Below are 23,892 nucleotides of genomic sequence, written 5' to 3' on the forward strand. Positions count from 1 at the left end.
GCAGCGGCCACCGACAGGACGGGTTCTTCCATGTCGCGCCGATCCGGGGTCGGGTACGGTTCGCTCATGGCCGACCGAAACCGCCGCTTTCTTCTGCACGAACGTCCGACCGGACGGATCGGGCCCACCACATTCGAACTCAGCGAGGCGCCGATCCCCGAGATCGGCGACGGTGAGGCACTGGTCCGCGTCGACTGGATCTCGCTGGACCCGACCAACCGCATGTGGATCACCGACACGCCGACCTACCTGCCCCCGGTCGGGATCGGCGAGGTCATGCGGGCCGGCGGTGTTGGCGAGGTGATCGAGTCGAAAAATTCGAATTACCCGGTGGGCCAGACAGTTCAGGGGTTGCTCGGCTGGCAGGAATACGTCGTGGCATCCGATCAGAACCCGCTGATGCCGGTCCAGGTCGCCGAGGGCGTCTCGCCGAGTGCCTACATGGGCGCGCTCGGCATGACGGGACTGACCGCGTGGATCGGTATCCGCGACATCGGCAAGCCCAAGCCGGGCGAGACGGTCGTCGTCTCGGCCGCGGCCGGCGCGGTCGGCTCGGTGGCCGGCCAACTGGCCAAGGCCGACGGCGCGCGCGTCGTCGGGATCGCCGGCGGCCCGGAGAAGTGTGCACTGTTGACCGAGGAACTCGGTTTCGACGCGGCAGTGGACCACAAGGCCCCCGACTGGCATGCCCAATTGGTCGCTGCCACCCCGGACGGAATCGACGTCGACTTCGAGAACGTCGGTGGCAACATCATGGACGCGATCTTCGCCCGCCTGAACATCAATGCGCGCGTCGCCCTGTGTGGCCTGATCTCGGGCTACAACGAGGCCGATCCGCCGCCGGGTCCGCGGGCATTCGGCAACCTGCTCATTCAGCGCGCCACGGTGCAGGGGTTCATCGTCTTGGACCACTTCGGTCGGGCGCCCGAAGCCATCAGCGAGATCGCCGGCTTGATCGGCGAGGGCAAGCTCAAGCCGCTGGAAACCGTGGTTGAAGGCTTCGAGCAGCTGCCGACGGCCACTAACATGCTGTTCGACGGCAAGAACGTCGGCAAGCTGATGGTCAAGGTCACTTAACCGCGACTCGCAGCAGGGCGGCTCAAGTAGCTGTCGATGAATTCGTGCAGGGCGGGCGCCAGATCCGACACGGTTGAGCCGTGCAGCTTGGCCAGCAGGATCAGGCCCTGATAGTGCGCGAACAACGCGTGAGCCAATCGGTCAGGATCGACGTCGGCACGTAGCGTCCCGTCCGCGGCAGCGTCTCGGCAGATGCCGGCGAGGTGGCCTTCGAGTGCGGCCAGTCGCCCGGCCAAGTGGCCACGAACGGCTTCGTCAGTGGTGGACAACTCCGCCGCCAGGTTGCCGAATGGGCACCCGACGAACCTCCCGAACTGACCGTGCAATCCGGTCTGAATACCCGCGATCGCATCCGGAATGGCCAACAGCCGCTCGGCCGGGCTGGTTCCCGGCCTGGCGGACAGGCGAGCCTGAAACACCCCCAGGTGCAGGTCGACAACCGCCTTCGCCACCTCTGCTTTCGACGAGAAGTAGTGGTAGAAGCTGCCTTTGCGGACATCGGCCACCGCGCACAATTCCTCCACCCCCACGTCGTGGTAGCTGCGCTCGAGGAACAGGCGCGCCGCCGTGGACACGATGCGGTCCCGGGCATCCGAAGTTCGGGGCATGGTCCCAGGATACCGAATAGTTGACTGGTCGGTCAAAACACGGTTACGTTGAGGTCCGACCCACGATTGATTGGAGATCGCCGCGATGAGTCCCCGCCCCGAGATTTTCCGCACCCCCGACGAGCGCTTCGAGAATCTACCGGGGTACAGCTTTGCGCCGAACTACCTTGAGGTCGACGGGTTGCGGATGCACTATCTCGACGAAGGACCGCGCGACGGCACGCCCGTCGTGTGCTTCCACGGCGAACCCAGCTGGGCCTTCCTGTACCGCAAGATGCTCCCCCCGCTGGTCGCGGCCGGACGCCGCGTCATCGTGCCCGACCTGGCCGGCTTCGGCCGCTCGGACAAGCCCACCGACCGCCGGTGGTACACCTACGACCGCCACAGCGATCTGGTCGCGAAAGTGCTGAGCTCTTTGGACCTGCATGACGCGACCGTAGTGGTGCAGGACTGGGGGGGCCCGATCGGGTTGCGGTGGGCAACGGAGAATTCCGAACGGGTCCAGGCGCTGATGATCATGAATACCGGACTGTTCACCGGCAACGTGTCCAAGGGTTTCATGGCGTGGCGCAACTTCGCGGAGAAGAATCCGGATCTGCCGGTGGGGTTTGTCATCCAGAGTGCCACCACAACCCAGTTGCCCGACGACATCGTGGCCGCCTACGACGCACCGTTCCCCACCACGGAGTCCAAAGCCGGAGCGGCCCAGTTCCCCCTGCTGGTTCCCATCACCGAGGACGCGCCGGGCACCGAAAAGATGCGGGCCATCACCGATGACCTCTCGCGGTGGAATAAGCCTGCGCTGGTTGCCTTTTCGGACTCGGATCCGGTCTTCCCCTACCCGAAGGCCGGGCAGCTGTTCTGCGATCTGATCCCCACCGCCGGTGAGCAGGTGCGGATCGAAGGTGCCGCGCACTTTCTGCAGGAGGATCGCGGAGAGCAACTGGCCGAGGTCCTGCTCTCCCGGCTCGCGACGACGAACGCGTAAGCCCTACACCGTCGCGACGACCAGGACCTTCGAACAGTCGCGAGGGTCGACGCGTACCGGGACCCGGGCGCCGATCGCGATGTGCGGTGCCGACGACAGCTCCAGGGCAACGCGACGGATGGCCCGGAACGTTTCGCGGTCGGGCATTTCGACGTCGAGCTCGAGTTCGTGCCAGCGGCCCAACGAAGTGGTGGCGACGTTCTCGCGGATTCCCACAATGGTGGCTACGCCAGCGATTCCGTCGCGCTGCAGCCGTTCCCGTTCGGCGTTGAGCGCGGTGAGTTCGGCGAGAGTGTCCGCCGCCTGCTGTTTGTCGGATCGCCGGACCCGCTGACCCGCGCTGGCCTTTCGCGCACGCTGGAACCAATTCACCGGCTCAGCGTACGACGAATTGAGTTACTGCCGAACCGAGTTGGGATTTGTGTCGATATTTTTGCGGTCAGCTCTGGGAAATATCTGGCCGATCGACTAGCGTGCCCTCATGTTTCGCATGACCGTCCAGGATGTCTTCGCGATCAAGGGGCGGGGCACGGTGGCAACAGGCCGGGTCGAGTCCGGGCAACTGAGGGTCGGCGATCAGGTACGGATCAACGACGGTCCGCCGGTGCGGGTCGATGCGATCGAGGCGTTTCGCAAGAAGTTGGATACCGCGTCGACCGGCGAGAATATCGGGATCCTGCTTCGCGGACTGAGTAAGAGCGACCTGGCAGCGGGTGATGTGCTCACCGCGGGTAGCGTGTATCTCGCCTAGCACGAATACTCAACTGCTTCAACAGCATTGCGCACACCGAGATCGCCGGCTGTGGGTGATGCGCCCACAGTCGTGGCTGTTGCCGCGGAAATGCCCGCGGCGCGGGGATGCTGCCCCTAATGTCGTGGCCATGGTGCGTCCCGATGTCGGCTGATGAGCCGGATGCAAGAGCCGTCCGGCACCTGCATCGCGACCTCTCGAATCGTCAGATCCAGCTGATCGCCATCGGCGGGGCAATCGGAACCGGGCTTTTCATGGGGTCGGGTCGCACGATCACGCAAGCAGGTCCGGCGGTCGTCGTGGTTTATGCCGTCATCGGATTCTTTGTCTTCTTCGTGCTCCGCGCGATGGGCGAATTACTGTTGTCGAACCTGAACTACAAATCGTTTGTCGATTTCGCGGCCGACTTGCTGGGCCCCGCAGCGGGTTTCTTCGTCGGGTGGTCTTACTGGTTCGCATGGGTGGTCACCGGTATCGCCGAAATCGTGGCAATCGTGGGTTATTCGCAGTACTGGTGGCCCGACCTGCCCGACTGGATCCCAGCCCTGGTGACCGTGACGCTCGTCTTGGCTTTCAACCTGTTCAGCGTGCGCAATTTCGGGGAGATCGAGTTCTGGTTCTCGTTGGTCAAGATCGCGGCGATCGTAGGGCTGATCGTGGTCGGCATCGTCCTGGTGGCCACGGATTTCGTCTCGCCGCGCGGTGACCGCGCGGCAGTGGCAAACCTGTGGAACGACGGCGGGTTCTTCGCGACAGGTTTCATGGGTGTCGTCAGCGGCTTCCAGATCGCTTTCTTCGCATTCGTGGGTGTGGAACTGGTCGGCACCGCCGCAGCCGAGACCGCCGACCCGCACCGCACACTTCCGCGGGCTATCAACGCCGTCCCGATGCGGGTGGCGATCTTCTATATCGCCGCGCTACTGGCGATCCTCGCCGTGGTGCCGTGGCGGCACTTCGCCGGCGGAGAGTCTCCGTTCGTGACCATGTTCGCGCTGGCCGGTCTCGGTGCCGCGGCATCACTGGTGAACTTCGTCGTGGTCACCTCGGCGGCCTCCTCGGCGAACTCGGGTGTCTTCTCCACCGGCCGGATGCTGTTCGGCCTTGCCGATGAAGGCAGCGCACCATCGGTGTTCGGACGACTCAACCGTGGTGGTGTACCGGGGTCCGCCGTGCTGATGACCGCTCCCCTGCTGTTGATTTCGGTTCCCCTGCTGTATGCGGGCGGTTCGGTGATGGACGTCTTCACCGTCATCACCACTGTCGCGTCACTGTTGTTCATGTTCGTGTGGGTGATGATCGTGGCCAGTTACCTGGTTTACCGTCGTCGGCATCCGGAGCGGAACGCGGAATCGGAGTATCGGATGCCGGGCGGCACGGTGATGTGCTGGGCCATCCTCGCCTTTTTCGCATTCGTCATCTGGACGCTGTCGACCGGACCTGACACCGCTGTGGCGTTGGGCTGGTTCCCGGCGTGGTTCCTGCTGCTTGCGGTCGGTTGGCTGGTGGTGCGACGGCGCCCCGGTCGCGCCGAGCAATACCGGATGTTCCAAGCTGAGATGAACCACCCGCAGATAGGAGTGTCCGACCATGGCTGATCGCCCCGATGTCTCTGGCAATTCCGCGATTATCGACGAGTTCCGCGCCAACGGTGGAAAGGTCGGTGGTCCGTTTGAAGGGGCGACCTTGTTATTGCTGCACACCACCGGCGCCAAGTCCGGCAAGCAGCGCATCAACCCGGTGATGACCTTCGACATCGATGGCAAGTTACTGATCGTCGGCTCCTACGCCGGCGCTGACGTCGACCCCGCGTGGCTGCACAACCTGCGCGCCAACCCCGTCGCGCACATCGAGATCGGCACCGACGCCTACGACGTGCGGGCCCGCGAGCTGCCGGATGACGAGCGCGACGCCGTGTACCCGCGGATTGTCGAGCAGGCACCAGGGTTCGGCGGTTATCAGTCCAAGACCGACCGCGTGATCCCGGTCATCGAGCTGCAGCGCATCTGAGGTTTTTGGGATCGGTAGCGGTGCGGCACCGGTGTACTTCGTGCAACGACGACGCCACCAAGGCGGCGCGCCACGAAAGGAAACCACCGCACATGAACATCGTCCCCGCCGGCATCCAGGCTCAGATCAACCGAGTTGACCGGCAGTGGAGCCTGTGGATCGGCGTCAGCCTGGCCCTGGTCGCTGCCGGATCCGTCTTCCGCTTGTTCTGGATGCTGTACATCTCGATGACCTTCGGCATGTTCGCCGGGGCGATGGCCGTCAACATCGTCTTCTCGCTGGTCTTCGGCGGCGCCGCCGCCATCGGGGCGATCGGTTTCCTGACCCGGTATCACAAGGGCAGCGAGGCGGAACGACTCTGACGAGCTGAGGCGAACGAATGGTCCCGAGTCATCGGGACCATTCGTCGTATGGCCGGACGATAGGCTCGCGGCATGCTCATCAGCCGCCGTTCGGCACCGGTCGGACTTGTCTTGGCGGCGTTGGCCGCAGCGTTGTCACTCGGCGGCTGCGCCGATTCGCAAAAGTCGGGGCCGGTCACATCGACCAATACGATGACGACCACCACTACGATGACCACCACTACGACGACCACCAATGTGAGTGCGCCACAACAGCAATCATGTAGCACCCTGCACCTGCCCAGCGAGCCGAAGCTGGCAGATCAGCATGTGCACTGTGCGCTTGCGATCGGTGACCTCACTCTGGACGTGTCCAGTGACCTCCCCTGGTCGTTCAGCTTGCAGAGCCGCGGCAGCGTGATTCAGCAGTTCCGGGAGCCCACCGAAGAAGTGGGTGGAACCGGCGTCGCGCCACTGTTGCAGGACATCGATGACAGCGGAACGCCCGTGTTGCTGGTCGTCACCGGCCGTGGCGGGACCGGTGGAGAGCCGATGGCGGTGTGGCGGATGACCGCCTCGCGTGACCGGTTCGTGCGCGCCGGTGAGATGTTCGGGTTCCGGCAGTTCTACCGAACAACCGAGGGATTTTTCGGAAACTACGCCCACTCCAGTGCCGCGTCGGGAACTGTGACGCTGTATCGGTGGGCTGACGACAAGCTGGTGACCGTCGCCGTCCTCGACACCCAGGCGGCGGCAGCTCCGGGCGATGAGTCACGCGCCTGGGTGCGCACCGGCGACGTGCTGTGCGCGCTGAGCGAGGACGACGATCCACCCGGCGCCAGGGCGCAACGGACGGCGGCGCTCCAAGCCGCCGGGGTCAACCCCGCGACCGCTCAGCAGCAGCTGTGCACGCAGTCATGGGTCGCGTCGATCTACCGGGGAGGTCGTTGATGCGCGTCGCGGTGGTGACGGGCGGGGCTTCGGGAATCGGCGAGGCAACCTGTCACGAACTGGGCAGACGCGGCCACCGGGTGGCGGTACTGGACATCAACGGGGACGCCGCCGGGCGCGTCGCCGCCGACCTGGAGGCCGCGGGTGTCACGGCTCTCGGCATCGAAGCAGATGTGCGGGACCGGCCCGGTGTCGAGCACGCCTTCGCCACGGTGCGAGCCGAGTTGGGGCCCGTCGCTGTGCTGGTGACGAGCGCTGGAAAGGCGGCGTTCTCGCCATTCGCGGACATCACCGCCGAGTCCTGGGCTGAGATCATCGACATCAATCTGACCGGAACCTTCCATTGTTGCCAGGTCGCGCTGCCGGATATGGTCGCCGCGGGATGGGGCCGGATCGTGATGATCTCCTCGTCAAGCGCTCAACGCGGTTCTCCGTACATGGCGCACTACGCGGCGGCCAAAGGCGGAGTCATCACGTTGACCAAGTCGCTCGCCAAAGAGTATGCGCCGCAAGGGATCACCGTCAACAACGTGCCGCCCTCGAGTATTGACACGCCGATGTCACGAGGGGCGCAAGCAACGGGCCGGCTCGGCTCGCCCGAGCAGCTGGCGAAGCTGATTCCGCTGGGCCACATGGGTTCTCCCGCGGACATCGCGGCCGCCGTCGGGTTCCTGAGCTCGGATGAGGCAGGCTTCATCACCGGTCAGGTGCTCGGCGTCAACGGCGGCGCGGTGATGTGAAAACTGAGGTCAGGCGCTGACCAGTTCGGGGTGGAACTTGGCCGCCATCCGGCGCAGCCCATCCTGCCAGTCGACCGAGCTGCCGGAGCCGATGAGCTCATGAAGTCTGCTCACATCGACGGGGTTGCCGCGCAGCGCTTGCGGGCTTTCGTCGAAGACCGGTTCACGGCCGACCAGCGTACCGAGGAAGGCGCACCATTCCTGAATGCTGACGATCTGATCGCCTGCCCAGTTGACGGTGGTCGCCGGGACTGATGCTGCCTCAAGCAGTTTGGGGATGGTCGCGATGATGTCGTCCTGATGGATCGGGTTGTAGCGAGCCGGTTGGCCCGTGGGCACCGGGATCGGGATACCGGCCAGCATCATCTCCATGTGGTAGAACATCCACCCCCCGTTGTCGCCGTAGGGAACGTTCAGCCGGGCGATTGTCGTCGGCAGCCCCAAGGCGCGTGACATCGAACGCGCGACCGCCTCCCCCGCGATCTTCGAGATCGAGTAGGTGGGGAACAGCGGCTTGTGGTTGTCGCCCAGCGCCGCACTCTCCGAACGGATTTCGTCGTCGGGTGGGTCGTAGACGGCAGCTGAGGAGCAGTGCAGAAAGGCCTGTGCGCCGCGGCAGTGCGCCATCAGCAGGCCGACGGCGTCGGCATTGGCTGCCAGATCCTTGTCCCACTTGCCGCTCTTGGCGACCGCGAGGTTCAGGACGTAGTCGAAGTCTGACGGCAGGCCGTTGAAATCCCCGGCGGCCAGGTTGACCGTCTCGCAGTGCACGCCTGCTTGCTCGAGGGTGCTGCGCGCGGCCGCGTCGGTGAAGCGGGCCACTCCCCAGACGTCGTTATCGGCCGCCAAGGCGATGGCAACGGGTGTGGCAACCTGTCCGGTGACGCCGGTGATCAGGATCTTCGAGTCGCGCATGGGCCGATGGTAGCGGTGGGCCCGACCACCCGGCACATGAGTCCATCGGTTTTGCGCATTCTGCTCAGATGGCGTGATAGGGTCCCCGGCATGGCCACCAGGGGTCGCATCGACCTGCGGCTCGCCAGCCGGATTCTTCTGCTGCAACTGGTCGTCGTCACGCTGACGCTGATCGTGGCGTTCGGGCTGTTCGCCGAGTTCAACCGCCACCGTCTGGACCTGCAATACGGCGTGCACGCAATGGATATCGCACGCGTCGTGGCGTCCTCCCCGACCGTGCTGAACAACATCGGCCGCTACGAGGATGTCTCGTTGACCCCGACCGTGACCGCGCCGCCGGCCCTGACCAATGAGCTTGCTACGGGCCCGCTGCAGTCCGTGGCCACCCGGGTAGAGCAACGCACTCATGTGTTGTTCGTCGTCATCACCAACGCGCAGGGCATCAGGCTCGCGCACCCCCGCCGCGCCGAGCTGGGCCTGCGGGTGAGCACCGATCCCTCGAAAGCCCTCAGCGGACACGAAGAAGTCGTCCATCAGTCGGGCACTCTGGGACGGTCCATCGTGGCCAAGGTGCCCGTGGTCGAACCGGGGACGAACCGGGTGCTGGGCATGGTCAGCGTCGGCATATCCACCAAGGAGTTCGACGAACAGTTCTCCAGGAATCTCCGGGTGCTGGCCCCGCTGGGCGGCGCGGCGCTGCTGATCGGCGTGGTCGGCTCGGTGGCGCTGGCCCGGCGCTGGCGGGGAATGACGCTCGGCCTGCGACCGGCCGAGATGGCCGAACTGGTCCGCACGCAGGCTGCCGTGCTGCACGGCATCGGCGAGGGTGTGCTGGCGGCGGACGAAACCGGCAGCATCACCTTCGTCAACGACGAAGCCTGCCGGTTACTCGAGATCGGTACCGAGCTGGGCGGCCGAATCGACGAAATCGGTTTGACACCACGTGTTCTCGATGTGTTCCACGCCGCCGACTCGGCACCGACTCTGGCCACCATCGGACAGCGCATCGTGGTGGTCTCCGCCCGCAAAGTGCAGCGTGACGGCCGGCCGCTGGGCACCGTACTGGTGGTGCGTGACCGGACCGATGTCGAGTCACTGACCCGGCAACTCGATGCCGTGCAGGTGATGAGCACGGCGCTGCGCGCGCAGCGTCATGAGTTCGCCAACCGGCTCCATCTGCTGAACGGGCTGTTGCACACCGGCCATGTCGAGGAGGGACTCCAATACCTGGAGGAGTTGCTCGGATCCGGTCCGCTCGGTTCGGCAATTCCCGGCATCGATTCCATCCGCGACAATCACCTGCAGGCATTCCTCGGTGCCAAGGCCGCGGCCGCCCGGGAAGCGGGCGTGACGCTCAGGATCGGCGAAAACACCTGGGTGTCAGGACGGCTCGAGCTTCCCGTGGACGTCACTACCGTGGTAGGCAATCTGCTCGACAATGCGATCGACGCCGCCCGGATGAGTGAGAACCCGGTCAAGGAAGTGGAAATCGAACTCGTGCAGGAGGGCTCGACCCTGCATGTCACGGTGGCCGACAGTGGTGACGGCGTCGCACCCGACTTCGTCGAGAAGATGTTCACCGAGGGCACAACGACCAAGCCCGACTCCGGAATACCTGGTGGCCGCGGCATCGGGCTCGCGTTGTCACGCCAGATCAGCCGCTCTCTCGGCGGTGAACTTCGGTTGTCCAGTCCGGGTGACCCGGCCGCCCCGGCGGGGCTGGTGGGTGCAGAGTTCATCGCCCGCCTGCCGGGTGTGATGACTGAGGAGGAGCAGTGGGCGGAACAGACCTGACCGTGCTGGTGGTCGACGACGACTTCCGGGTCGCCAACATGCATGCCGGAATCGTCGATGCGATGCCTGGTTTCGTTGTGGCCGCCACCGCTAACACCCTGGCCGCCGCCCGACGCGCCGCTCCCGTCGACCTCGCACTGGTCGATGTCTACCTGCCCGACGGCTCCGGCATTGATTTCATTCGCGAACTACGCAGCGACAGCATGGTTCTCACGGCGGCCACGGAGGCCGACACCGTCCGCTCGGCGATGGCGGCGGGCGCGGTGAGTTATCTGGTCAAGCCCTTCGCGACGACTGAACTGGCCGCGCGGCTGTCCGGCTACGCGCGTTACCGCAAGATCCTGTCCAGTCCGAACCTGAGCGCCGCCGACGTGGACTCGGCGCTGGATGCGCTGCGCCCCAAGGTCGTTCCGGTTCAGTCGACCACCACGGTGGCATCGCCGACGAAAAAGCTTGTGCTGCAAGCCTTGCACTCGTCCGAGGCGCCGATGTCCGCCGCAGAGGTAGCCGGCGCGATCGGTATTTCGCGAGCGACGGCGCAACGCTATCTGGCCGCGCTGGCCACCACCGGGGAGGTGAGTGTGGGGTTGCGATACGGGACGACGGGCCGACCGGAACAGGAGTTCGCGGCCGCCAATCGATCCGCGCGCTCCCCGCGCGGATCGACCGACACGGCCCGCGGCCGTTAGGCGGCTTCGTCGACCGGATGTGACCAGCCGCAGGTGGCGGCCAATCCGAACTCCCCCAGCGTGCTCAGAAGGTCCTGCCGCAGAACGTCATCCGAATTGAAGCGGTCCGGCTGATAAGCAAGGACGGAGATGAACATGCGGCCCTGCACGCGTCCGGAAGCCAGCGCCAACCGTCCTCCGGTGCTGTGCATCATCGACGTCGTCACCCCGGGAAACAGCGACATCACCGCGAAACAGTCGGCTGGTGTGCCGTCGGCCCGCGTCACCGCAGAGTCGATGGCGCCGACGTTGGACGTGACGACGGTGCTCGGCGTGCCGGCAGCGATCCCGACCAACTTTCTGACCATTCGCTTGGGCAGGAAGGGCACCAGCGGCATCAGGTCCCACCGCTCATTGGGAGCCTCCTTGTGGCGGGTCAGCGCATCCTTGATGGTCCACCGGATCTCACGAAGGTCGGTCGGATCCGGTACGCGCGGGATGGTGATGTCGGCGTTGGTCACCGCGTTGGCGCGGGTATCGCCGGGAATGCGCTCGTTGACAGGCATGGCCAGGACAAGCGAGCCGTCTGCCGCCACCCGGCCCACCCGCTGACCCAACCGGGCCGCGACCGCGGCGAACAATGTGTTGCTGGTGCCACCGAGTGCGTGCGCGCGCGAGTCCCACTCTCTGCCGTCGAGGAAAACCGTCGTCATCGGCATCGCAACCAGTTCATCCCTGGCGGCCCGCCGAGTCGACGACGCCGGCGCGGCGGCGCCGCGTTCCCGCCAGGCCAACCGGGCAACGGCGCGGGCGGCGCGGCCGGTAGCCGGCATATCGCGCATCGTCTGACGAAGGTCTTTCCGCAGCACTTTCGAGCGCCGGCGCGACCGGGCCGCGGGCCAGCGGATCGCGTCGTCGTGTCCCGAAGCGGCGTCCACCAACGCCTCGCACAGCCCCAGTCCGTCAGCCAGGCAATGCGACAGCACCAGACTCACCCCGGCGCCCCCTTCGGTGAACGGGAGCACCGCAAGGTGCCACGGCGGCCCATGCTCCGCGTCCAGCGGAGTGTGCGCCTGCTCGACGAGCCAGGCATCGAACTCCGCGCGAAGTCGCGGCGTCGCGACGATCTCGACGTCGGACCAACGTTGCGGGGTCACCCACCGGTGGCGGCCGAACGGCAATGGTGAGCGCTCGATGCTGCGCCGCAGCCGTCCCTGCCGCAGGTGGCCATAAAACGTCCGCAGGCCGTCGAGGTCGATCGCGCGGTGGTAAACCCAGGCGCACTGCAGCAGGCCGGTGGCTCCGGTGGCCTTTTCGCCCAGGAACATGGCCTGGTCGGCCAAATCGATGACATTGTCGACGTGGCGGTGGGAATTGTCGTGGGCGCGCATTTCTGACTCCTAATTAGTGGAAATAGCGGTAATTTATTCGCTGGCCCACGGATTCGACATCGGCAGCGCGCTGAGAATGACGGCGTCAGCGGCTGACCGGTCGGCATCGGTGTAGGTCTGCGAAATCTGCGTGAAGGTCGTACCGGTGCGCACCAGTTCTTCCTGGGCGGCTCGGTGCACCTGCAGCAATGCTGCGGCGTCCTCATGGAAAGCAGTCACTGCCTGCATCGATACCTCGTCGGCGCCGGCGGGCGCCAGGCCGGTGATGGACAGTTGTGCGTGCTCGCCGGCCTCGAGGCTGCTGATGCCGAGTTGTACCACCTGCGCACCGATGTCGCCGACGACCGGATCAAATGTCATGGGTTCCATTCGTGTACTCCTCATCTCTGCAAAGCCGGATTTTCCCCGCGATGCGAAAATTGACGGACAATGCGTTCCCGCGTGGCAGACGCCTCACTTGTTGGAATCGAAGTTAGGGCGCGGTGGAAGCCATGTCGCGGTTGTGGGCGATAGTCGGAGTAAGCGACGATTTCGTAGTTTTGCGCATTGTGCTCAGGGCCGGTTCCGGCGCAGCAGAAAGTGCTTCGGGGCCCCCTGCGGGGACCTTAGAATTGAGTTGTTGTCCAGCGCGGCCGGACCGGCACGCTCGCCGTAGTGGCCGCGCACAAACACAGGAGCAGCACGCAGATGGCAATGGATTCCATGTCCCATGACCCGGCCGCCGGTGACATCGGTTCGCAATTGGTCGACATCGGTAGCCAGGGCATCAGCACCGCTTCGACGGCGGCCATGTCGGTGTTGACCGGCCTGATACCTGCTGGCGGCGAAGAAGTCTCGATGCAGGCGGTGATGGCCTTTGCGCAGGAGGCCGCGACCATGCTCGCGCAGAATACTGCTGCTCAGGAAGAACTGATGCGCGCTGGCAGCGCGTTGACCGACATCGCCAGGATGTATGGCGAATCCGACGATTCCGCGGCAGGCGCGTTGGCGTTCAGTACGGCCACCATGTCGCGGTTCGGGGCGGCCAGCGGGTCCAGCCTCAGCGGGGGCGGACTAGGTGCCGCCGCATTGCAGAGCCAACTCGGCGCCGCGGCGAGCAATCCCCTGGTAGCGGGTTTCGCAGCTGAGGCGGCGTCGCCGGGGACAACATCCGCGGTTGCCAACGCTGGTTCGTCGGCGATGAGCGGTGCGGCCCCGCTGGGCAGCGGGATGAGCGGCGCCGGGGCCTCCGGTGGCGCCTCGAAAGCAAGCCTGGCGTCGGCCACCGCGCCCGCCGACGAGCAAGAAGATCGCCAACACGAGGGCGAGGACGAGCAGGCCCGCGAGCGGCTGCTCTGACTTTCACGCTGTCGAGGCATCTACGCTAACGCGTGACACTCGACGTGAAGGAGCGCTGTTGTGACCGACGAGCCCGAGATGGCCACTGTCCTGCGGCAGATGAAGGTCCCCGAGCGGATGAAGGGCAGTCAGGCGCTGCGGGACTTTCTGCTCATCTATGTCGACGATGAGGAGTCGATTGCCGCCAACCCGGAGCGGCTCAAGCAGCTGAACGGGCTGATGATTCTGTCGCAACTGGAAATCATCAACGCGCTGGGAGCTCTGGAAGAGAGTGCCCGAAATTACAGCAGGACCACCCGCAGACGTCGCTGGTTCTGAGCATGGTCGTACCGTGAGGTGTGCGGTGGATCGTCGACGGAATGAATGTCATCGGTAGTCGCCCGGATGGCTGGTGGAAGGATCGTCAGCGCGCCATGGTGGTGTTGGCGGACCGGCTTGACAGCTGGGCCGACGCTCAGCGTGAGCCGGTCACGGTAGTGTTCGAGCGCCCGCCGTCGACGCCGATCCGGTCGTCACTGATCGAGGTGACGTATGCGCCTCGGGCGGCGGCGAATTCGGCCGATGACGAGATCGTCCGGTTGGTCCGGGCCGACCCACGGCCCAGCGAAATCCGGGTCGTGACATCAGACAGGGTGCTGAGCGAGCGGGTGCGCAGCCTCGGTGCGTCGGTGACCCGCGCCGAAGGTTTCCGTGACCTGATCGACCCGCGCAACGTCAAACGCGGAGGGCCCCATGCCGATTGATCAGACCAACCGGTTATGCGCGCTGGCGGGCATTGACATCCCGATCGTTCAAGCGCCCATGACCTACATCGCCGGCGCTCAACTGGCGGCGGCGGTGTCCAATGCCGGGGCGCTGGGAATTATCGAAACCACGTCCGAACAGGGTCGTGCCGACGTGCAGCGGGTGGGCGAACTCACCGACCGGCCCGTCGGAGCCAACATCGCGTTGCTGTTCAATCGCGACCAGGCGGTCGTCGATCTCCTGGCGGACAACAATATTCGTTTTGTCACGACGTCGGCCGGTGACCCGTCGCTGTTCACCACCCGCCTGCATGACGCTGGCATCACCGTGTTCCACGTGGTCGGCACGCTGGCGGCGGCGAGGAAGGCCGTGGACGCCGGCGTGGACGGCCTGGTGGTCGAAGGTGTGGAGGGGGGCGGCTTCAAGAATCGCTTCGGCGCCTCGACGATGGTCTTATTGCCCTTGGTGGCAGCACATGTCGACGTGCCGATCGTGGCGGCGGGTGGTATCTGTGACGCCCGATCGATGGCTGCCGCGTTGGTACTCGGCGCCGACGGTGTGCAGATGGGAACCCGACTGCTGGCTTCGGCGGACTCCCCGGTGCACGGCAACCTCAAGCAGGCGGTGGTCAGTGCCGACGAGACGTCCACGGTGCTGCTGCCTCTGGACGGCAGGCGGATGATGCGCGTGATTCGGACGCCTGCCGCCGAAAAGCTGGATAGCGCCGGATCATTCGAGGCCGGAGGCGCAGCACTGCAGCGGGTGCAACGGCTTTACTTCGACGGCGATATGGACGCCAGTGTCGCGAACACCGGTCAGGTCGCCGGGCGCATCGACGATCTTCCGCCGGCCGCCGACATCATTGACCGAATGTGGGCGGGGTGCCGGCAGGTGTTGGCCGCCACTGCCGATCGGCTGCCTAGCTCGGCCGGGAATTGACGTCGAACAACATCTGCTCTCTGTCGACCTTGGTCACTCGCATGTGCGCGGTGTAGGGCTTGCCCTGGTCCGGTGTTGGCTTCGGCTTTGGTGATCCGTAGCCGGTCGGCCAGTGCGGCGGGCAGTTTGCCGCCGAGCTCGTCCGCACTGGCCTGGGTTTTGAGTTGGTTGATCAGGGTGTGGCGCACCGACCGATCTCGGCGCTCGCGGCGTTCCAGGCGCTCCAGGGCCCGCAGCAGCTCGGGGGTGGTGAGTGCGTCAAAGCTCAACGCGCACAGCCGGTCCTGCACCTCCTCGGACGCGTCGAAGACCTCCACGATCTCCTCAAGCGAACTCGATGACATACCCGAATTCTACGAAGGACCACCGACAAGTTCGGATCGCGACGAGGACGAAAGGCCTTGATAAATAAGCTTATCTGATGCTCAACGGTTGCGCCGCACTGCTCCTCTACTCCGGCGGAATTCCAGGCGGCGGGTTCACGCCGCGCAGGATCCAGGGAAACCAATCGACCGCGTACTCGATCTCGTCGGTGGCGTCGTAATCCGGCCGGGGATCAAGAGGAATGTTCTCCTGCGCTGCCACAGCGGATGGCGACCGGGGTGGGGTAACAGTGGGGGCGTCAGGCTGGCCATAGACCGCTACCACAACAGTCCGGTCCGGGCTGTTCTCCGACCACACGCCAATCTGACTGTTGGCGCAGTTCGACATGATCGCGAAATATGCGGGCTCGTAATACCACTGGTTGAGCAACTCGACCCCGCTGATCGCCATGGCGGGATTTATTGCCACCGTTTCGGCGACCTTGCCGCGATAGCCGGCAGCGGCGGCTCGGTCCTGGGGTGTGGAACCGTCGGAGCCGATGTCGCCATTAAGGTTTCGGTTGTTCAGGACATCCAGCGTGTGCCGTTGAGCGGCAAACTGCAGCTGGGGGTTGATCCTTACATCGTTTTTGCAGCCGGCCTGGTGTTGCACGGTGAACACATTGGCGACCACGCTGTCGTTGAGGCGCTTATTGTCCGCATGCGCTGTGGCCATACCGGACACCACGCCCAGTGAGAGTGTAGAAAGTGTGAGTACGAGCCGTCGCATCTCAGCCTCCAATCCGATAGTTGGCCGCAGAGTTGCGTAGTTGCCAAATCAGGGCAGGGCACAACTCGTTGACGGCCTGGCTCAATAGATAAGACGCTTGATACTCGTCGGCTGTGTTGAAGTCGGTCTTGATATCGCCGATCAGCAGCGCATAGCTGCGTCCCTCAGAAATCCTGTCGCACAAACTATTTCCGTACTGCAAAGCCTCATCGGCATTGGCGAAGCCGTATCCGGGCCGCATCGTCACGTTCACCAGGTAGGCGACAGCATCAGCGTGAGCCTGTGGTTGCGCGCCGACGACCAGCAACGGGCCGGCCAATACGATGAGAGAAGCGAAGCGGCGCATCGGCATCACCTCAGACCGGATCGAACTGCGAGATCAGCCAACGCCCGCCGCGTTTGTCGAGGGTGACCCGGACGTTGGACGTGGTGCTGGTAGGTGCGTCATGGCCGACGGTGACAGTCTGGCTCACGAACAACAGAACCACGGCATGGTCAGCGGTCGCCGAAACCGACGCGGCTCCCGGAACGGTCGCGACGGCGGAGATTTGCTTCTGCTTGGCGCCGGGGATCACCACATCGTGGGTGAGTTGGGTGTAGGCGCTGAGGAACGTACCGGTCAACCGACCGCGCGCGGCGTCGAGATCCTGCTGCACGGTGTCGGGCTTGTAGGACAACAACGCGACGGTGCCTTCGGTGGCGGCACGTATCGATTCGGTGCGAGCCACGATTCCGTCGCGGACCGATGTGTCCTGCCACTTCAGCCAGCCAGCAGCCGCCGCCAGCGACAACGCCACCGCCGGCAGCAGTCCGTAGGTGAGCACCCGCGACCATTTGATCGCGCTCATGGCACGAATCCTACGTTGGAGACCTTGACTTGATCGCCGATTTTGGCAACTGTGACCCGCATTCGCCATATCCGGGGAACCGGTTCAACTTCGCCGGCATTCGAGGTCTGTACGGACACTTCCACCAACGCCTGGGCGGAATCGGCGGCCTCTGACTCCAGCCCCGCCTCGGTGATGGTGCCGACCGTCGTGGCCTTGGCCTGTTGCAGCACCTCGATGAACGGGCCTGACCGCCTGGCGAAGTCGTTGTAGAACTCCCCCGTGGCGCCGTCCAGTATTCGCCGCACATCCACGTCGGCGTGCTGCCAATCGATGGTCGTCAGGTTCAGTGCACCCTGCCGGGCCACCTGAAGGAACTGACTGCGCTGGGCCTGAGCGTTGCGCGACTGATGGCAGCGCATTCCGAGCCAGCAAGTCAGTGTCGTCAAGGCGACCACTGCAAGCACACCGAACACCGTCGACCACCCTTGGGCGGAAAGAGTCCGTCTCCCTCGCATCGGCACCGGGGATTCATCCTCAGCTGCAACGGATTCCGCTGTCAGCTGCCCGGCGGCAGCAGCATCGATTGCCATGTCTTGTCCTTCGGTGCGGTTTGAGCGAGATCCGATCGGGTGTACTGGTGCCCGTCGGGTCCGGTGTAAGTGCCGGTGGCAGGGTCGTATTCGGCCGCGGCCGGCGGCGGGGGCGCGGGTGGGGGCGTCGGCAGGGGCGCGGATCCGGGTGGCAACTGCGGGACCGCCTGCCCCGACATCGTGGCGTTCGGGTCGCCCTTCCAGTTGAAGCCGTCATTGAGCGGCACGTACTGCTCGGCGCTCTCGCAGAGTTTGACCGTGGGCGCCCGCTTTCCGGCCACGGTTTCGCATGGGATGTTTCGCGCGCCGCGAACATTCAGCGGTGAGTCCTGCGGCACCCGGCAGTACAGGTCACCGGCCGGTCGGCCCGGATAGTCCTCGAACGTCGGGATGCGCTGCTGCTGGGCTGGCAGGAAGCCGGTGGTACACGGCGGTGGCAGATTGAGGTTCAGGTTGAAACTCAAGTACTGCCCTCGATAGTCCTGCTTGGTGTTGAGGTTGGCGAGAATGCCCGCCTGTTCGGCCTCGATCGAGCGTGGGAACACGACGAGGAGTTGCTCGATGTCGTTCTGATAGGTCAACGCCACCTGGCCGACGCTGACCAGGTTGGCCAGGAGAACCGGCAGGGTCGGTTGCACGCGGTCGATCAGCTGACGCACTTCCTGCAGGGCCGGGCCGCCGTGCTCGAGGATGCCGCTGACCGCGCCGTCGTGCGCCTGTAGATCGGCGGTGACGGCCGCCAGGTGCGAGGCCCAACCCGCGATCGCATCCGAGGTCTGGGTCTGGGAGTCAAGCACCGCTGGCGTGCGGTCGATCAGCGTCAACAGCGGATCGAGATTCCGGCGGGCGTCGGTCGCCAAGGTAGTCGAACCTGCTACCAGTCGCGACAGTTCGGGCCCCAGGCCACCGACGGCGGTGTATGACTCGTCGACGACGGTCTGCAGGTTGTCGCGAGGTATCGCAGCGATGGCCGAGTTGGCGGAGCTGAGCAATCCATTGATGTCGGGCGGCACCGAGGTGTTGGACAGCGCAATCACGTCGCCGTCTTTGAGTGGCGGTGAGGTGCCGTTGCGGGGCAGCAACTCGACGTAGGATTCGCCGATCGCGGTGTGGCTGTGTACCTCCGCCTTGAGGTCGGACGGGATGTCGATGCCGGATTTCAAAGACAGCACCGCTTCGACGCCGGACTCGGTCAGTCGCACGGATTCCACTCGGCCCACCTCGAATCCGCGGTAGGTGACGTTGCCGGTTCCGTAGAGTCTGCCCGATTCCGGCAGCTGCATCGTCACCGTATATCGGCCGACCCCGAACAACATGGCCGGCAATCTGACGAAGTGCAAGAACGTCACTGCCAGCACGCTCAGGGCGATGACGCCGAAGATGACCAATTGGACGATGATTCGCCGCGGCAGGTGTAGCACTAGGGCCCCTGCTCAAAGTGGTAGGGGGCCGTCAGCGGATTACCTGGCGTGCCCCGGAAGCCACCGGTACACGGACTGGGGAACTGGCCGATGGTGCGGCCCCACTGCAGTTCGAGTTGGGTGAGATGGCACTCCCACCGGGTGCCGGTGAAGATGCCCTGGTCGATCCGGCTGAGCGTCAGGTCGACGATCGCCGTCAGGTTGGCGTAGTCGCCGCGCTGGAAGTTCTGGAACGTCTCATTAGGGAACGGGAAGGTGCCCAGTAGCGACAGCGACCGCGTCAGACTCGGTCCGGCATTGGCCAGTGACTCCAAAACCGGTCCCAACTGTGATAATTCGCTGACCAGGCTGGCTTTGGTTTTGTTGACCGAGTCCGTCGTCAGGGCGCTGAATTTGCTCAACTGATCGGCGGCCTCGACGAGCTTGTCGCGTTCGTCGTTGAGCACCGCGAGTGCTTCAGGGATGGTCGCCAACGCGCGGTCCAGTACGGGTTGCTGGGTGGCGAACTTGCCGACCACCCTGTTCAAACTGTCGGTAGCGGCGATGATGTCGCCGGACTGATCGTTGAGGTAGGCCGAGAAGCGGTCCAGTTGCCCGATCAAGCTGCGCACGTCATGCTCACGGCCGCGGAACGCAGTACTCAATGCCTCGGTGATGTCCTGGATCTGGCCCAGGCCGCCGCCGTTGAGTACCAGGGACAACGCTGCCAACGTCTGCTCGGTACTCGGATAGGCACTGCCGCGTGAGAGCGGAATGACTGATCCGGCACGCAACTTACCCTGGGGTGCTTCGGTTTTCGGTGGCGCCAGCTCGATGTGATAGGAGCCCAGCAGGCTGGTGGTGCCGATTTTTGCCGTAGCGTTTTCGGGCAGCGCGACATCACTGTTGAGGCGCATGGTGACCAGCGCGTGCCAGCCCTGCCGCTCGATTTTGGTGACGTGACCGACTGTCACGTCCGCGACGCGCACCCGTGAATTCGCCTGGATGTTGTTGACGTCGGGCATCTGCACGGCGATCACAAATGAGCCGGGTCCATTGCCCTCCGTGCCGGGTAGTGGCAGTGAGTTCAGCCCGTGCCAGCCACATCCGGAAACGCCGGCCACGATTGCAAGCGCCGCTGCGAGCGCCACCAGTCTTTTCATGAGCCGGCTCCGGGCGGCAACATCAGTCCGGGAAGGCCGGCGGCGGGATCGGGGTGTACCGGCGCACCGGGCGGCACGAAGTCGGGACGCATCCAGTCCTCGCTGTAGGTGATCTCGTTAGGTCTGGCCTGCGCCCCGACGAACAGGTTCTCCCCCAGCGGCGGGAAGTTGTACTGACGGTTCTTGACGATCGGGGCCATGTACTGCGCGCAGAGCTTCGCTGCCTGCTCCCCGCCGAGTCGTGAGGCCGCCTGAATTGCCCCGCACAGGAACGCGATTGGATTGGCCATATTGGTACCGGCCAGAGCTCCGGTCAGCGATCCGTTGGCCGGCTCGAAGATGTTGTTGAAGTTCTGCAGCACGGTCGGGCTGATGTGCAGGGTCTGCTTGATGTCGTCGAGGCTGGCCACCAGCGCCTGGGTGATCGACGACAGTTTGTCCGATGCCGTCCCGACCGCCTCGCGGTTATCGGCGGCGAAACTTTGAACGTCGGCGACGACGGCGTTCAGATCCTCGGCCGCCGCGGCGACCTTGTGGGGATCGTCGGCCAGCAGTGCGGAGACCGAAGCCAGATTCCGGTTGAGTTGCTCGAGCAGATCCGCGCTGTCGTGCAACGCCGTCACCAAGGTCGACAAGTTCTTCAGGGTGGCGAAGATGTCGTTGCTGTGGTCGCCCAGCGCCGAGACCGCCTGGGAGAGTTTGAGGATGGTGTCGCGGATGGTGGAGCCCTGGCCGCGCAGGTTGTCGGCGGCGGTGTTGATGAGGGCGCCGAGCGTGCTGACACCGCCGGGCCGGGTGGGTTTCAGCAGTTCGGTGAGCCGTTGTAGCTGATTGCGCAGATCGTCCCATTCGACCGGCACCGCGGTGCGGTCCTGTGGAATGACCGCACCGTCGACCATGGTGGGGCCGCCGTGGTAGGGAGGCGTCAGTTGAATCGCCCGGCCGGTCACCAGTTGCGGTGACAGGATCGCTGCCTTCGCATCGGCGGGAACCTTGTGCCGCGGGTCGAACCAGAAGGTGATCTTGGACCGCAGTGGTTGGGGTTCGATCTTGAGGATCTTCCCTACCGGCACTCCGCGGATGCGGATGTCGTCTCCGGCGAACAGGCCGCTGCTGTTGTCGAAGTAGGCGACCACGACCGTCCGGCCGGTGTCCCCCGCGGTCCGCATCGCGACGATGACCCCCGCCACGAACACCAGCGCAAGGGTGGTCGCCAGGACCGAGCGGGCACGCCGCAATCTCGTTGTCACGGAGTGCCTCCCGGTTGCTGCACCGGTGGGCCGGGCGGCGGTCCACCTGGTGGCGGAGCCGGCGGTTCCGGACGGTACGGGTAGCGCGGATCGCCGGGGTTGCCGGTGATGGCGTCGGGCAGATTCAGTCGCGGTTCGCCGCCCTGCCCCGTCCGCGGGTACGGAACAGGCAAGGCCGGCGTGCCCGGCTGACCGGTCGGGGGGTCGGTCAGTTGCGAGGGGAGCAGAGTCGCCGGATCCAATCCCAGATCGGAGAACGCGGCGCTGATGAACGGCTGCACGAACTGGCCAGGCAGCAGATTGACCACGTAGGCCTTGAAAAACGGTCCCGACGACAGTGATTCACCCAGCGACATGACATAGGAGTTGAGCAAGGGAAGGGCCTGTTGGAGGCGCTCTTTGCGGTTCTCGACGATGGTGAGTACGCCATTGAGCTTGTCCAGTGCCGGGCGTAGTTGCTGCCGATTCTCGGCGATGAAGCCCTGCAACTGTTTCGACACCGCCGAGATGTTCGCCCACAGTTGGTCCAGCGCTGTGCTCTGGGTTCGCAGTTGCGCGAGGACGGCATTCGTGTCGCGCACCAGGTCGACGATCTGGTCAGTGCGCTTGGCCAGCACCCGCGTCGCTTTGGCCGCATTGTCGAGCAGGTTGCGCAGCTGGGTATCGCGCTCGTCGAGGGTCTGCGCGAGCCGGGCTACTCCCTTGACGGCGTTCCGGAAATCTGCCGGTGTGTCGGCGAAGGTCTGCGACAGCATGTCCAGCGACGCCGACAGCTGGCTGGTGTTGAGGCCGCTGATCGTGGTCGCCAAATCGCCTAGCGCATCTGGCAATTGGTAGGGCGACATGGTCCGCTCGATCGGGATCGGTCCGGTGAGCCGGCCCCCGCCGCGCGGCAGGACATCGAGAAACTTGCTGCCCAGTAGGCCCTTGGTCTTGATCGCCGCCTCCGTGCGGTCACCGAGCCGGATGTCGTTGTCGATGGTGAAGGTGACCAGTACGCCGGGTCCGTCGAGCTCGATGGAGGACACCTTGCCCACCGGATAGCCGGACACCTCGACGGTGTTGTCGGTCCTGAGCCCGCCGGCGTCGGCGAAGTAGGCTGAGACGCGCGTGCCGTGGTCGAAGAACGGAAGATGTTGGTATTGCAGGGCGCCCACCACCGCTGCGGTCACGGCAGCGATGCCGACCGTGCCGAGGACAAGCCGGTTGCGTTCGGTGAAGCTTCTCATTTCGGCGCGCACCGTCCCGTCGGCTGCCCGGCGACCTTGACGTACACCGGTTGTCCGCCTTTGCCGTTGACCTTGAGCACCACGTCGCACAGATAGAAGGCGAAGAAGTCGCCGTACATGCCCTGGCGTACCAGCGCCTGATACTTGTCTGGCAGCGTGTTGAGCAGGTTGTCGAGATAGTCGTGGTCGGCCAGCGCGATGTCTGCGACGCGGCCGGTTTCGTGCACCACTTTGGTGAACGGCGCACGCGCCTGTGCCAGCAGGTCGGCGATGGAACCCGACGCGGCGTTGGTGTAGGCCAGCGCATTCGAGATGTCGTTTTTGCGTTCGGCAAGTCCGCGCACCAGTTGTGACAGTGAGACGACTGCCTGATCGAGTCGATCGCTCTGGCCGCCAAGCGAACCCAGGACGACGTTGAGGTTGCCGATGACCTGCCCGATCAACTGATCGCGGTCGGCCAGCGTGTTGGTCAGCACCGCGGCCTGATCGAGGAATGAGGTGATCGTGGGCCCCTGTCCCTGGAAAGCCTGCAGGAGTTGATCGCTCAGCGCGTTGACCTGGTCCGGGTTGAGGGCGCGGAAAAGTGGTTTGAAGCCGCCGATCAGGGCGTCGAGATCCAGGGCGGGTTTGGTGCGCGCCAGGGGAATCGTCTGTCCGGGGCGCAGAACGGTGAGGTTACCGGCGCCTTCCTCCAGGGCCAGATAGCGGTCACCGAACAGATTGTCGTAGCGGATAACGGCCTGCGTCCCTTCGGTGAGCGTGACCGAGTCCTCTGCGGTGAACTCGACGTGCACCGTTGCATCGGGATTGATGGAAATCTTGGTGACCTTGCCGACTTCCACCCCGGCAATGCGAACGAGTTTGCCCTGCCGCAGGTTTGAAACGTTCGTGAAATCGGCGAAGTAGGTTTTGCCGTCGGTGAACCGCACCTCTCCGAAGACGGCAATCAGCACGAAAGCGGTCAGCAGGCACACCGCGAAGAAGACGCCGAGGCGCAGCACGGTGCCTCTCAGACTGTCCCGCATGGTTGCTCTCCTGCTCTGGTGGTTTCTCGGCCGATCACGGTGGGCCAGGTGCTGCCGGTGG

General features: G+C 64.8%; 28 protein-coding genes and 1 pseudogene. 14 read left to right on the top strand and 15 right to left on the bottom strand.

The annotated features are described in order from the left end of the window. The first annotated feature begins 66 nt into the window (after positions 1–66). Positions 67–1,077, top strand: a complete 1,011-nt coding sequence (locus QXH22_RS20210) for an NADP-dependent oxidoreductase (RefSeq protein WP_306276763.1) — start codon at positions 67–69, stop codon at positions 1,075–1,077. Here the strand turns inward: QXH22_RS20210 and QXH22_RS20215 are convergent. Further along, entirely contained in the window at positions 1,074–1,685 is a 612-nt protein-coding gene (locus QXH22_RS20215) for a TetR/AcrR family transcriptional regulator (protein ID WP_306240285.1), read from the bottom strand. The two genes, QXH22_RS20210 and QXH22_RS20215, sit on opposite strands and share 4 nt — an antisense overlap. A gap of 85 nt (positions 1,686–1,770) precedes the next feature. On the opposite strand from QXH22_RS20215, the gene QXH22_RS20220 reads away from it, so the two are divergent. Then, positions 1,771–2,673, top strand: coding sequence for a haloalkane dehalogenase (locus QXH22_RS20220; RefSeq protein WP_306240286.1), 903 nt, complete (start codon positions 1,771–1,773; stop codon positions 2,671–2,673). Between the two features lie 3 nt (positions 2,674–2,676). Here QXH22_RS20220 and QXH22_RS20225 read toward each other — a convergent pair whose 3' ends face one another. After that, positions 2,677–3,045 (bottom strand): hypothetical protein, encoded by a 369-nt coding sequence (locus tag QXH22_RS20225; protein ID WP_306240287.1) that lies wholly within the window; start codon positions 3,043–3,045, stop codon positions 2,677–2,679. 109 nt (positions 3,046–3,154) lie between these two features. Between QXH22_RS20225 and QXH22_RS20230 the strand changes: the two genes are divergently transcribed. The 6 genes from QXH22_RS20230 to QXH22_RS20255 all read left to right on the top strand — a co-directional run bounded on the left by QXH22_RS20230 (position 3,155) and on the right by QXH22_RS20255 (position 7,463). After that, positions 3,155–3,424 carry an EF-Tu/IF-2/RF-3 family GTPase gene (locus QXH22_RS20230; protein WP_306240288.1) on the top strand — a complete coding sequence of 90 codons (270 nt, stop codon included), beginning with the start codon at positions 3,155–3,157 and terminating at the stop codon, positions 3,422–3,424. A gap of 143 nt (positions 3,425–3,567) precedes the next feature. Then, the gene (locus QXH22_RS20235; protein WP_306240289.1) at positions 3,568–5,019 is read left to right on the top strand and encodes an amino acid permease; all 1,452 of its coding nucleotides are present in this window, start codon (positions 3,568–3,570) and stop codon (positions 5,017–5,019) included. Then, positions 5,012–5,431 (top strand): nitroreductase family deazaflavin-dependent oxidoreductase, encoded by a 420-nt coding sequence (locus QXH22_RS20240; protein ID WP_306240290.1) that lies wholly within the window; start codon positions 5,012–5,014, stop codon positions 5,429–5,431. Before QXH22_RS20235 ends, QXH22_RS20240 begins: the two co-directional genes overlap by 8 nt. Positions 5,432–5,523: 92 nt before the next feature. Beyond that, a complete protein-coding gene (locus QXH22_RS20245; RefSeq protein ID WP_306240291.1) occupies positions 5,524–5,793 on the top strand; it encodes a hypothetical protein in 270 nt (89 codons plus the stop codon). 192 nt (positions 5,794–5,985) lie between these two features. Further along, positions 5,986–6,723, top strand: coding sequence for a hypothetical protein (locus QXH22_RS20250; RefSeq protein WP_306276764.1), 738 nt, complete (start codon positions 5,986–5,988; stop codon positions 6,721–6,723). Continuing rightward, positions 6,723–7,463: an SDR family NAD(P)-dependent oxidoreductase gene (locus tag QXH22_RS20255; RefSeq protein WP_306276765.1), complete on the top strand. Its 741-nt coding sequence runs from the start codon at positions 6,723–6,725 to the stop codon at positions 7,461–7,463. The genes QXH22_RS20250 and QXH22_RS20255 overlap by 1 nt, the downstream gene beginning before the upstream one ends. A gap of 9 nt (positions 7,464–7,472) precedes the next feature. Here QXH22_RS20255 and QXH22_RS20260 read toward each other — a convergent pair whose 3' ends face one another. After that, a complete protein-coding gene (locus QXH22_RS20260) occupies positions 7,473–8,378 on the bottom strand; it encodes an NAD(P)-dependent oxidoreductase (protein WP_306276766.1) in 906 nt (301 codons plus the stop codon). A gap of 90 nt (positions 8,379–8,468) precedes the next feature. Between QXH22_RS20260 and QXH22_RS20265 the strand changes: the two genes are divergently transcribed. Together QXH22_RS20265 and QXH22_RS20270 are read left to right on the top strand one after the other, a co-directional pair. Further along, complete coding sequence (locus tag QXH22_RS20265; RefSeq protein WP_306240295.1) at positions 8,469–10,172, top strand: ATP-binding protein; 1,704 nt, start codon at positions 8,469–8,471, stop codon at positions 10,170–10,172. Next, the gene (locus tag QXH22_RS20270) at positions 10,154–10,861 is read left to right on the top strand and encodes a response regulator (protein ID WP_306276767.1); all 708 of its coding nucleotides are present in this window, start codon (positions 10,154–10,156) and stop codon (positions 10,859–10,861) included. Before QXH22_RS20265 ends, QXH22_RS20270 begins: the two co-directional genes overlap by 19 nt. Here the strand turns inward: QXH22_RS20270 and QXH22_RS20275 are convergent. Together QXH22_RS20275 and QXH22_RS20280 are read right to left on the bottom strand one after the other, a co-directional pair. Then, positions 10,858–12,231 (bottom strand): hypothetical protein, encoded by a 1,374-nt coding sequence (locus QXH22_RS20275; RefSeq protein WP_306276768.1) that lies wholly within the window; start codon positions 12,229–12,231, stop codon positions 10,858–10,860. The genes QXH22_RS20270 and QXH22_RS20275 overlap by 4 nt on opposite strands. Positions 12,232–12,264: 33 nt before the next feature. Next, on the bottom strand, positions 12,265–12,600 hold the full coding sequence (locus tag QXH22_RS20280; RefSeq protein ID WP_306240298.1) for a PE family protein: 336 nt from the start codon (positions 12,598–12,600) through the stop codon (positions 12,265–12,267). Positions 12,601–12,924: 324 nt separating this feature from the next. Here QXH22_RS20280 and QXH22_RS30550 point away from each other — a divergent pair, with 324 nt between their 5' ends. The 4 genes from QXH22_RS30550 to QXH22_RS20300 are packed head-to-tail and all read left to right on the top strand — an operon-like array spanning position 12,925 to position 15,252. Beyond that, entirely contained in the window at positions 12,925–13,569 is a 645-nt protein-coding gene (locus QXH22_RS30550) for a PE family protein (RefSeq protein ID WP_371934266.1), read from the top strand. A 60-nt stretch (positions 13,570–13,629) separates the two neighbouring features. Further along, the gene (locus tag QXH22_RS20290; protein WP_306240299.1) at positions 13,630–13,887 is read left to right on the top strand and encodes a hypothetical protein; all 258 of its coding nucleotides are present in this window, start codon (positions 13,630–13,632) and stop codon (positions 13,885–13,887) included. A 20-nt stretch (positions 13,888–13,907) separates the two neighbouring features. Continuing rightward, positions 13,908–14,312 (top strand): NYN domain-containing protein, encoded by a 405-nt coding sequence (locus QXH22_RS20295; RefSeq protein ID WP_306276769.1) that lies wholly within the window; start codon positions 13,908–13,910, stop codon positions 14,310–14,312. Then, the gene (locus QXH22_RS20300) at positions 14,302–15,252 is read left to right on the top strand and encodes a nitronate monooxygenase family protein (RefSeq protein WP_306276770.1); all 951 of its coding nucleotides are present in this window, start codon (positions 14,302–14,304) and stop codon (positions 15,250–15,252) included. The genes QXH22_RS20295 and QXH22_RS20300 overlap by 11 nt, the downstream gene beginning before the upstream one ends. Before the next feature lie 83 nt (positions 15,253–15,335). On the opposite strand, the pseudogene QXH22_RS20305 reads toward QXH22_RS20300, so the two are convergent. The 10 genes and pseudogenes from QXH22_RS20305 to QXH22_RS20350 all read right to left on the bottom strand — a co-directional run. Then, positions 15,336–15,596, bottom strand: a pseudogene (locus tag QXH22_RS20305) (DUF222 domain-containing protein); the annotation flags it as partial. A gap of 106 nt (positions 15,597–15,702) precedes the next feature. Then, on the bottom strand, positions 15,703–16,290 hold the full coding sequence (locus tag QXH22_RS20310; RefSeq protein ID WP_371934267.1) for a CAP domain-containing protein: 588 nt from the start codon (positions 16,288–16,290) through the stop codon (positions 15,703–15,705). 55 nt (positions 16,291–16,345) lie between these two features. Then, complete coding sequence (locus QXH22_RS20315; RefSeq protein ID WP_371934268.1) at positions 16,346–16,696, bottom strand: DUF732 domain-containing protein; 351 nt, start codon at positions 16,694–16,696, stop codon at positions 16,346–16,348. A gap of 4 nt (positions 16,697–16,700) precedes the next feature. Next, positions 16,701–17,183, bottom strand: a complete 483-nt coding sequence (locus tag QXH22_RS20320) for a hypothetical protein (protein WP_306276939.1) — start codon at positions 17,181–17,183, stop codon at positions 16,701–16,703. Positions 17,184–17,188: 5 nt separating this feature from the next. Next, positions 17,189–17,764, bottom strand: coding sequence for a mammalian cell entry protein (locus QXH22_RS20325; protein WP_371934269.1), 576 nt, complete (start codon positions 17,762–17,764; stop codon positions 17,189–17,191). Then, complete coding sequence (locus tag QXH22_RS20330; protein WP_306276773.1) at positions 17,731–19,185, bottom strand: MCE family protein; 1,455 nt, start codon at positions 19,183–19,185, stop codon at positions 17,731–17,733. Before QXH22_RS20330 ends, QXH22_RS20325 begins: the two co-directional genes overlap by 34 nt. Beyond that, positions 19,185–20,327: a virulence factor Mce family protein gene (locus QXH22_RS20335; protein WP_306276774.1), complete on the bottom strand. Its 1,143-nt coding sequence runs from the start codon at positions 20,325–20,327 to the stop codon at positions 19,185–19,187. The genes QXH22_RS20330 and QXH22_RS20335 overlap by 1 nt, the downstream gene beginning before the upstream one ends. Continuing rightward, entirely contained in the window at positions 20,324–21,577 is a 1,254-nt protein-coding gene (locus tag QXH22_RS20340) for a virulence factor Mce family protein (RefSeq protein WP_306276775.1), read from the bottom strand. The genes QXH22_RS20335 and QXH22_RS20340 overlap by 4 nt, the downstream gene beginning before the upstream one ends. Further along, positions 21,574–22,806 carry a virulence factor Mce family protein gene (locus QXH22_RS20345; protein ID WP_306276776.1) on the bottom strand — a complete coding sequence of 411 codons (1,233 nt, stop codon included), beginning with the start codon at positions 22,804–22,806 and terminating at the stop codon, positions 21,574–21,576. The genes QXH22_RS20340 and QXH22_RS20345 overlap by 4 nt, the downstream gene beginning before the upstream one ends. Further along, on the bottom strand, positions 22,803–23,831 hold the full coding sequence (locus QXH22_RS20350) for a virulence factor Mce family protein (RefSeq protein ID WP_306276777.1): 1,029 nt from the start codon (positions 23,829–23,831) through the stop codon (positions 22,803–22,805). Before QXH22_RS20350 ends, QXH22_RS20345 begins: the two co-directional genes overlap by 4 nt. Positions 23,832–23,892: the final 61 nt, after the last annotated feature.

The sequence above is a fragment of the Mycobacterium sp. TY814 genome (genome assembly GCF_030755175.1).
Lineage (GTDB): Bacteria > Actinomycetota > Actinomycetes > Mycobacteriales > Mycobacteriaceae > Mycobacterium.

Excerpts from the sequence above, each read along its gene's own strand:
- QXH22_RS20210 (WP_306276763.1), top strand. The coding sequence starts at position 67 with ATGGCCGACCGAAACCGCCGCTTTCTTCTGCACGAACGTCCGACCGGA.
- QXH22_RS20275 (WP_306276768.1), bottom strand. The coding sequence starts at position 12,231 with ATGCGCGCCCACGACAATTCCCACCGCCACGTCGACAATGTCATCGAT.
- QXH22_RS20215 (WP_306240285.1), bottom strand. The coding sequence starts at position 1,685 with ATGCCCCGAACTTCGGATGCCCGGGACCGCATCGTGTCCACGGCGGCG.
- QXH22_RS30550 (WP_371934266.1), top strand. The coding sequence starts at position 12,925 with ATGGATTCCATGTCCCATGACCCGGCCGCCGGTGACATCGGTTCGCAA.
- QXH22_RS20280 (WP_306240298.1), bottom strand. The coding sequence starts at position 12,600 with ATGGAACCCATGACATTTGATCCGGTCGTCGGCGACATCGGTGCGCAG.
- QXH22_RS20335 (WP_306276774.1), bottom strand. The coding sequence starts at position 20,327 with ATGAAAAGACTGGTGGCGCTCGCAGCGGCGCTTGCAATCGTGGCCGGC.
- QXH22_RS20255 (WP_306276765.1), top strand. The coding sequence starts at position 6,723 with ATGCGCGTCGCGGTGGTGACGGGCGGGGCTTCGGGAATCGGCGAGGCA.
- QXH22_RS20240 (WP_306240290.1), top strand. The coding sequence starts at position 5,012 with ATGGCTGATCGCCCCGATGTCTCTGGCAATTCCGCGATTATCGACGAG.
- QXH22_RS20220 (WP_306240286.1), top strand. The coding sequence starts at position 1,771 with ATGAGTCCCCGCCCCGAGATTTTCCGCACCCCCGACGAGCGCTTCGAG.
- QXH22_RS20300 (WP_306276770.1), top strand. The coding sequence starts at position 14,302 with ATGCCGATTGATCAGACCAACCGGTTATGCGCGCTGGCGGGCATTGAC.
- QXH22_RS20325 (WP_371934269.1), bottom strand. The coding sequence starts at position 17,764 with ATGGCAATCGATGCTGCTGCCGCCGGGCAGCTGACAGCGGAATCCGTT.
- QXH22_RS20245 (WP_306240291.1), top strand. The coding sequence starts at position 5,524 with ATGAACATCGTCCCCGCCGGCATCCAGGCTCAGATCAACCGAGTTGAC.
- QXH22_RS20345 (WP_306276776.1), bottom strand. The coding sequence starts at position 22,806 with ATGAGAAGCTTCACCGAACGCAACCGGCTTGTCCTCGGCACGGTCGGC.
- QXH22_RS20310 (WP_371934267.1), bottom strand. The coding sequence starts at position 16,290 with ATGGCCACAGCGCATGCGGACAATAAGCGCCTCAACGACAGCGTGGTC.
- QXH22_RS20350 (WP_306276777.1), bottom strand. The coding sequence starts at position 23,831 with ATGCGGGACAGTCTGAGAGGCACCGTGCTGCGCCTCGGCGTCTTCTTC.
- QXH22_RS20265 (WP_306240295.1), top strand. The coding sequence starts at position 8,469 with ATGGCCACCAGGGGTCGCATCGACCTGCGGCTCGCCAGCCGGATTCTT.
- QXH22_RS20260 (WP_306276766.1), bottom strand. The coding sequence starts at position 8,378 with ATGCGCGACTCGAAGATCCTGATCACCGGCGTCACCGGACAGGTTGCC.
- QXH22_RS20250 (WP_306276764.1), top strand. The coding sequence starts at position 5,986 with ATGACGACCACCACTACGATGACCACCACTACGACGACCACCAATGTG.
- QXH22_RS20235 (WP_306240289.1), top strand. The coding sequence starts at position 3,568 with ATGTCGGCTGATGAGCCGGATGCAAGAGCCGTCCGGCACCTGCATCGC.
- QXH22_RS20315 (WP_371934268.1), bottom strand. The coding sequence starts at position 16,696 with ATGCCGATGCGCCGCTTCGCTTCTCTCATCGTATTGGCCGGCCCGTTG.
- QXH22_RS20230 (WP_306240288.1), top strand. The coding sequence starts at position 3,155 with ATGTTTCGCATGACCGTCCAGGATGTCTTCGCGATCAAGGGGCGGGGC.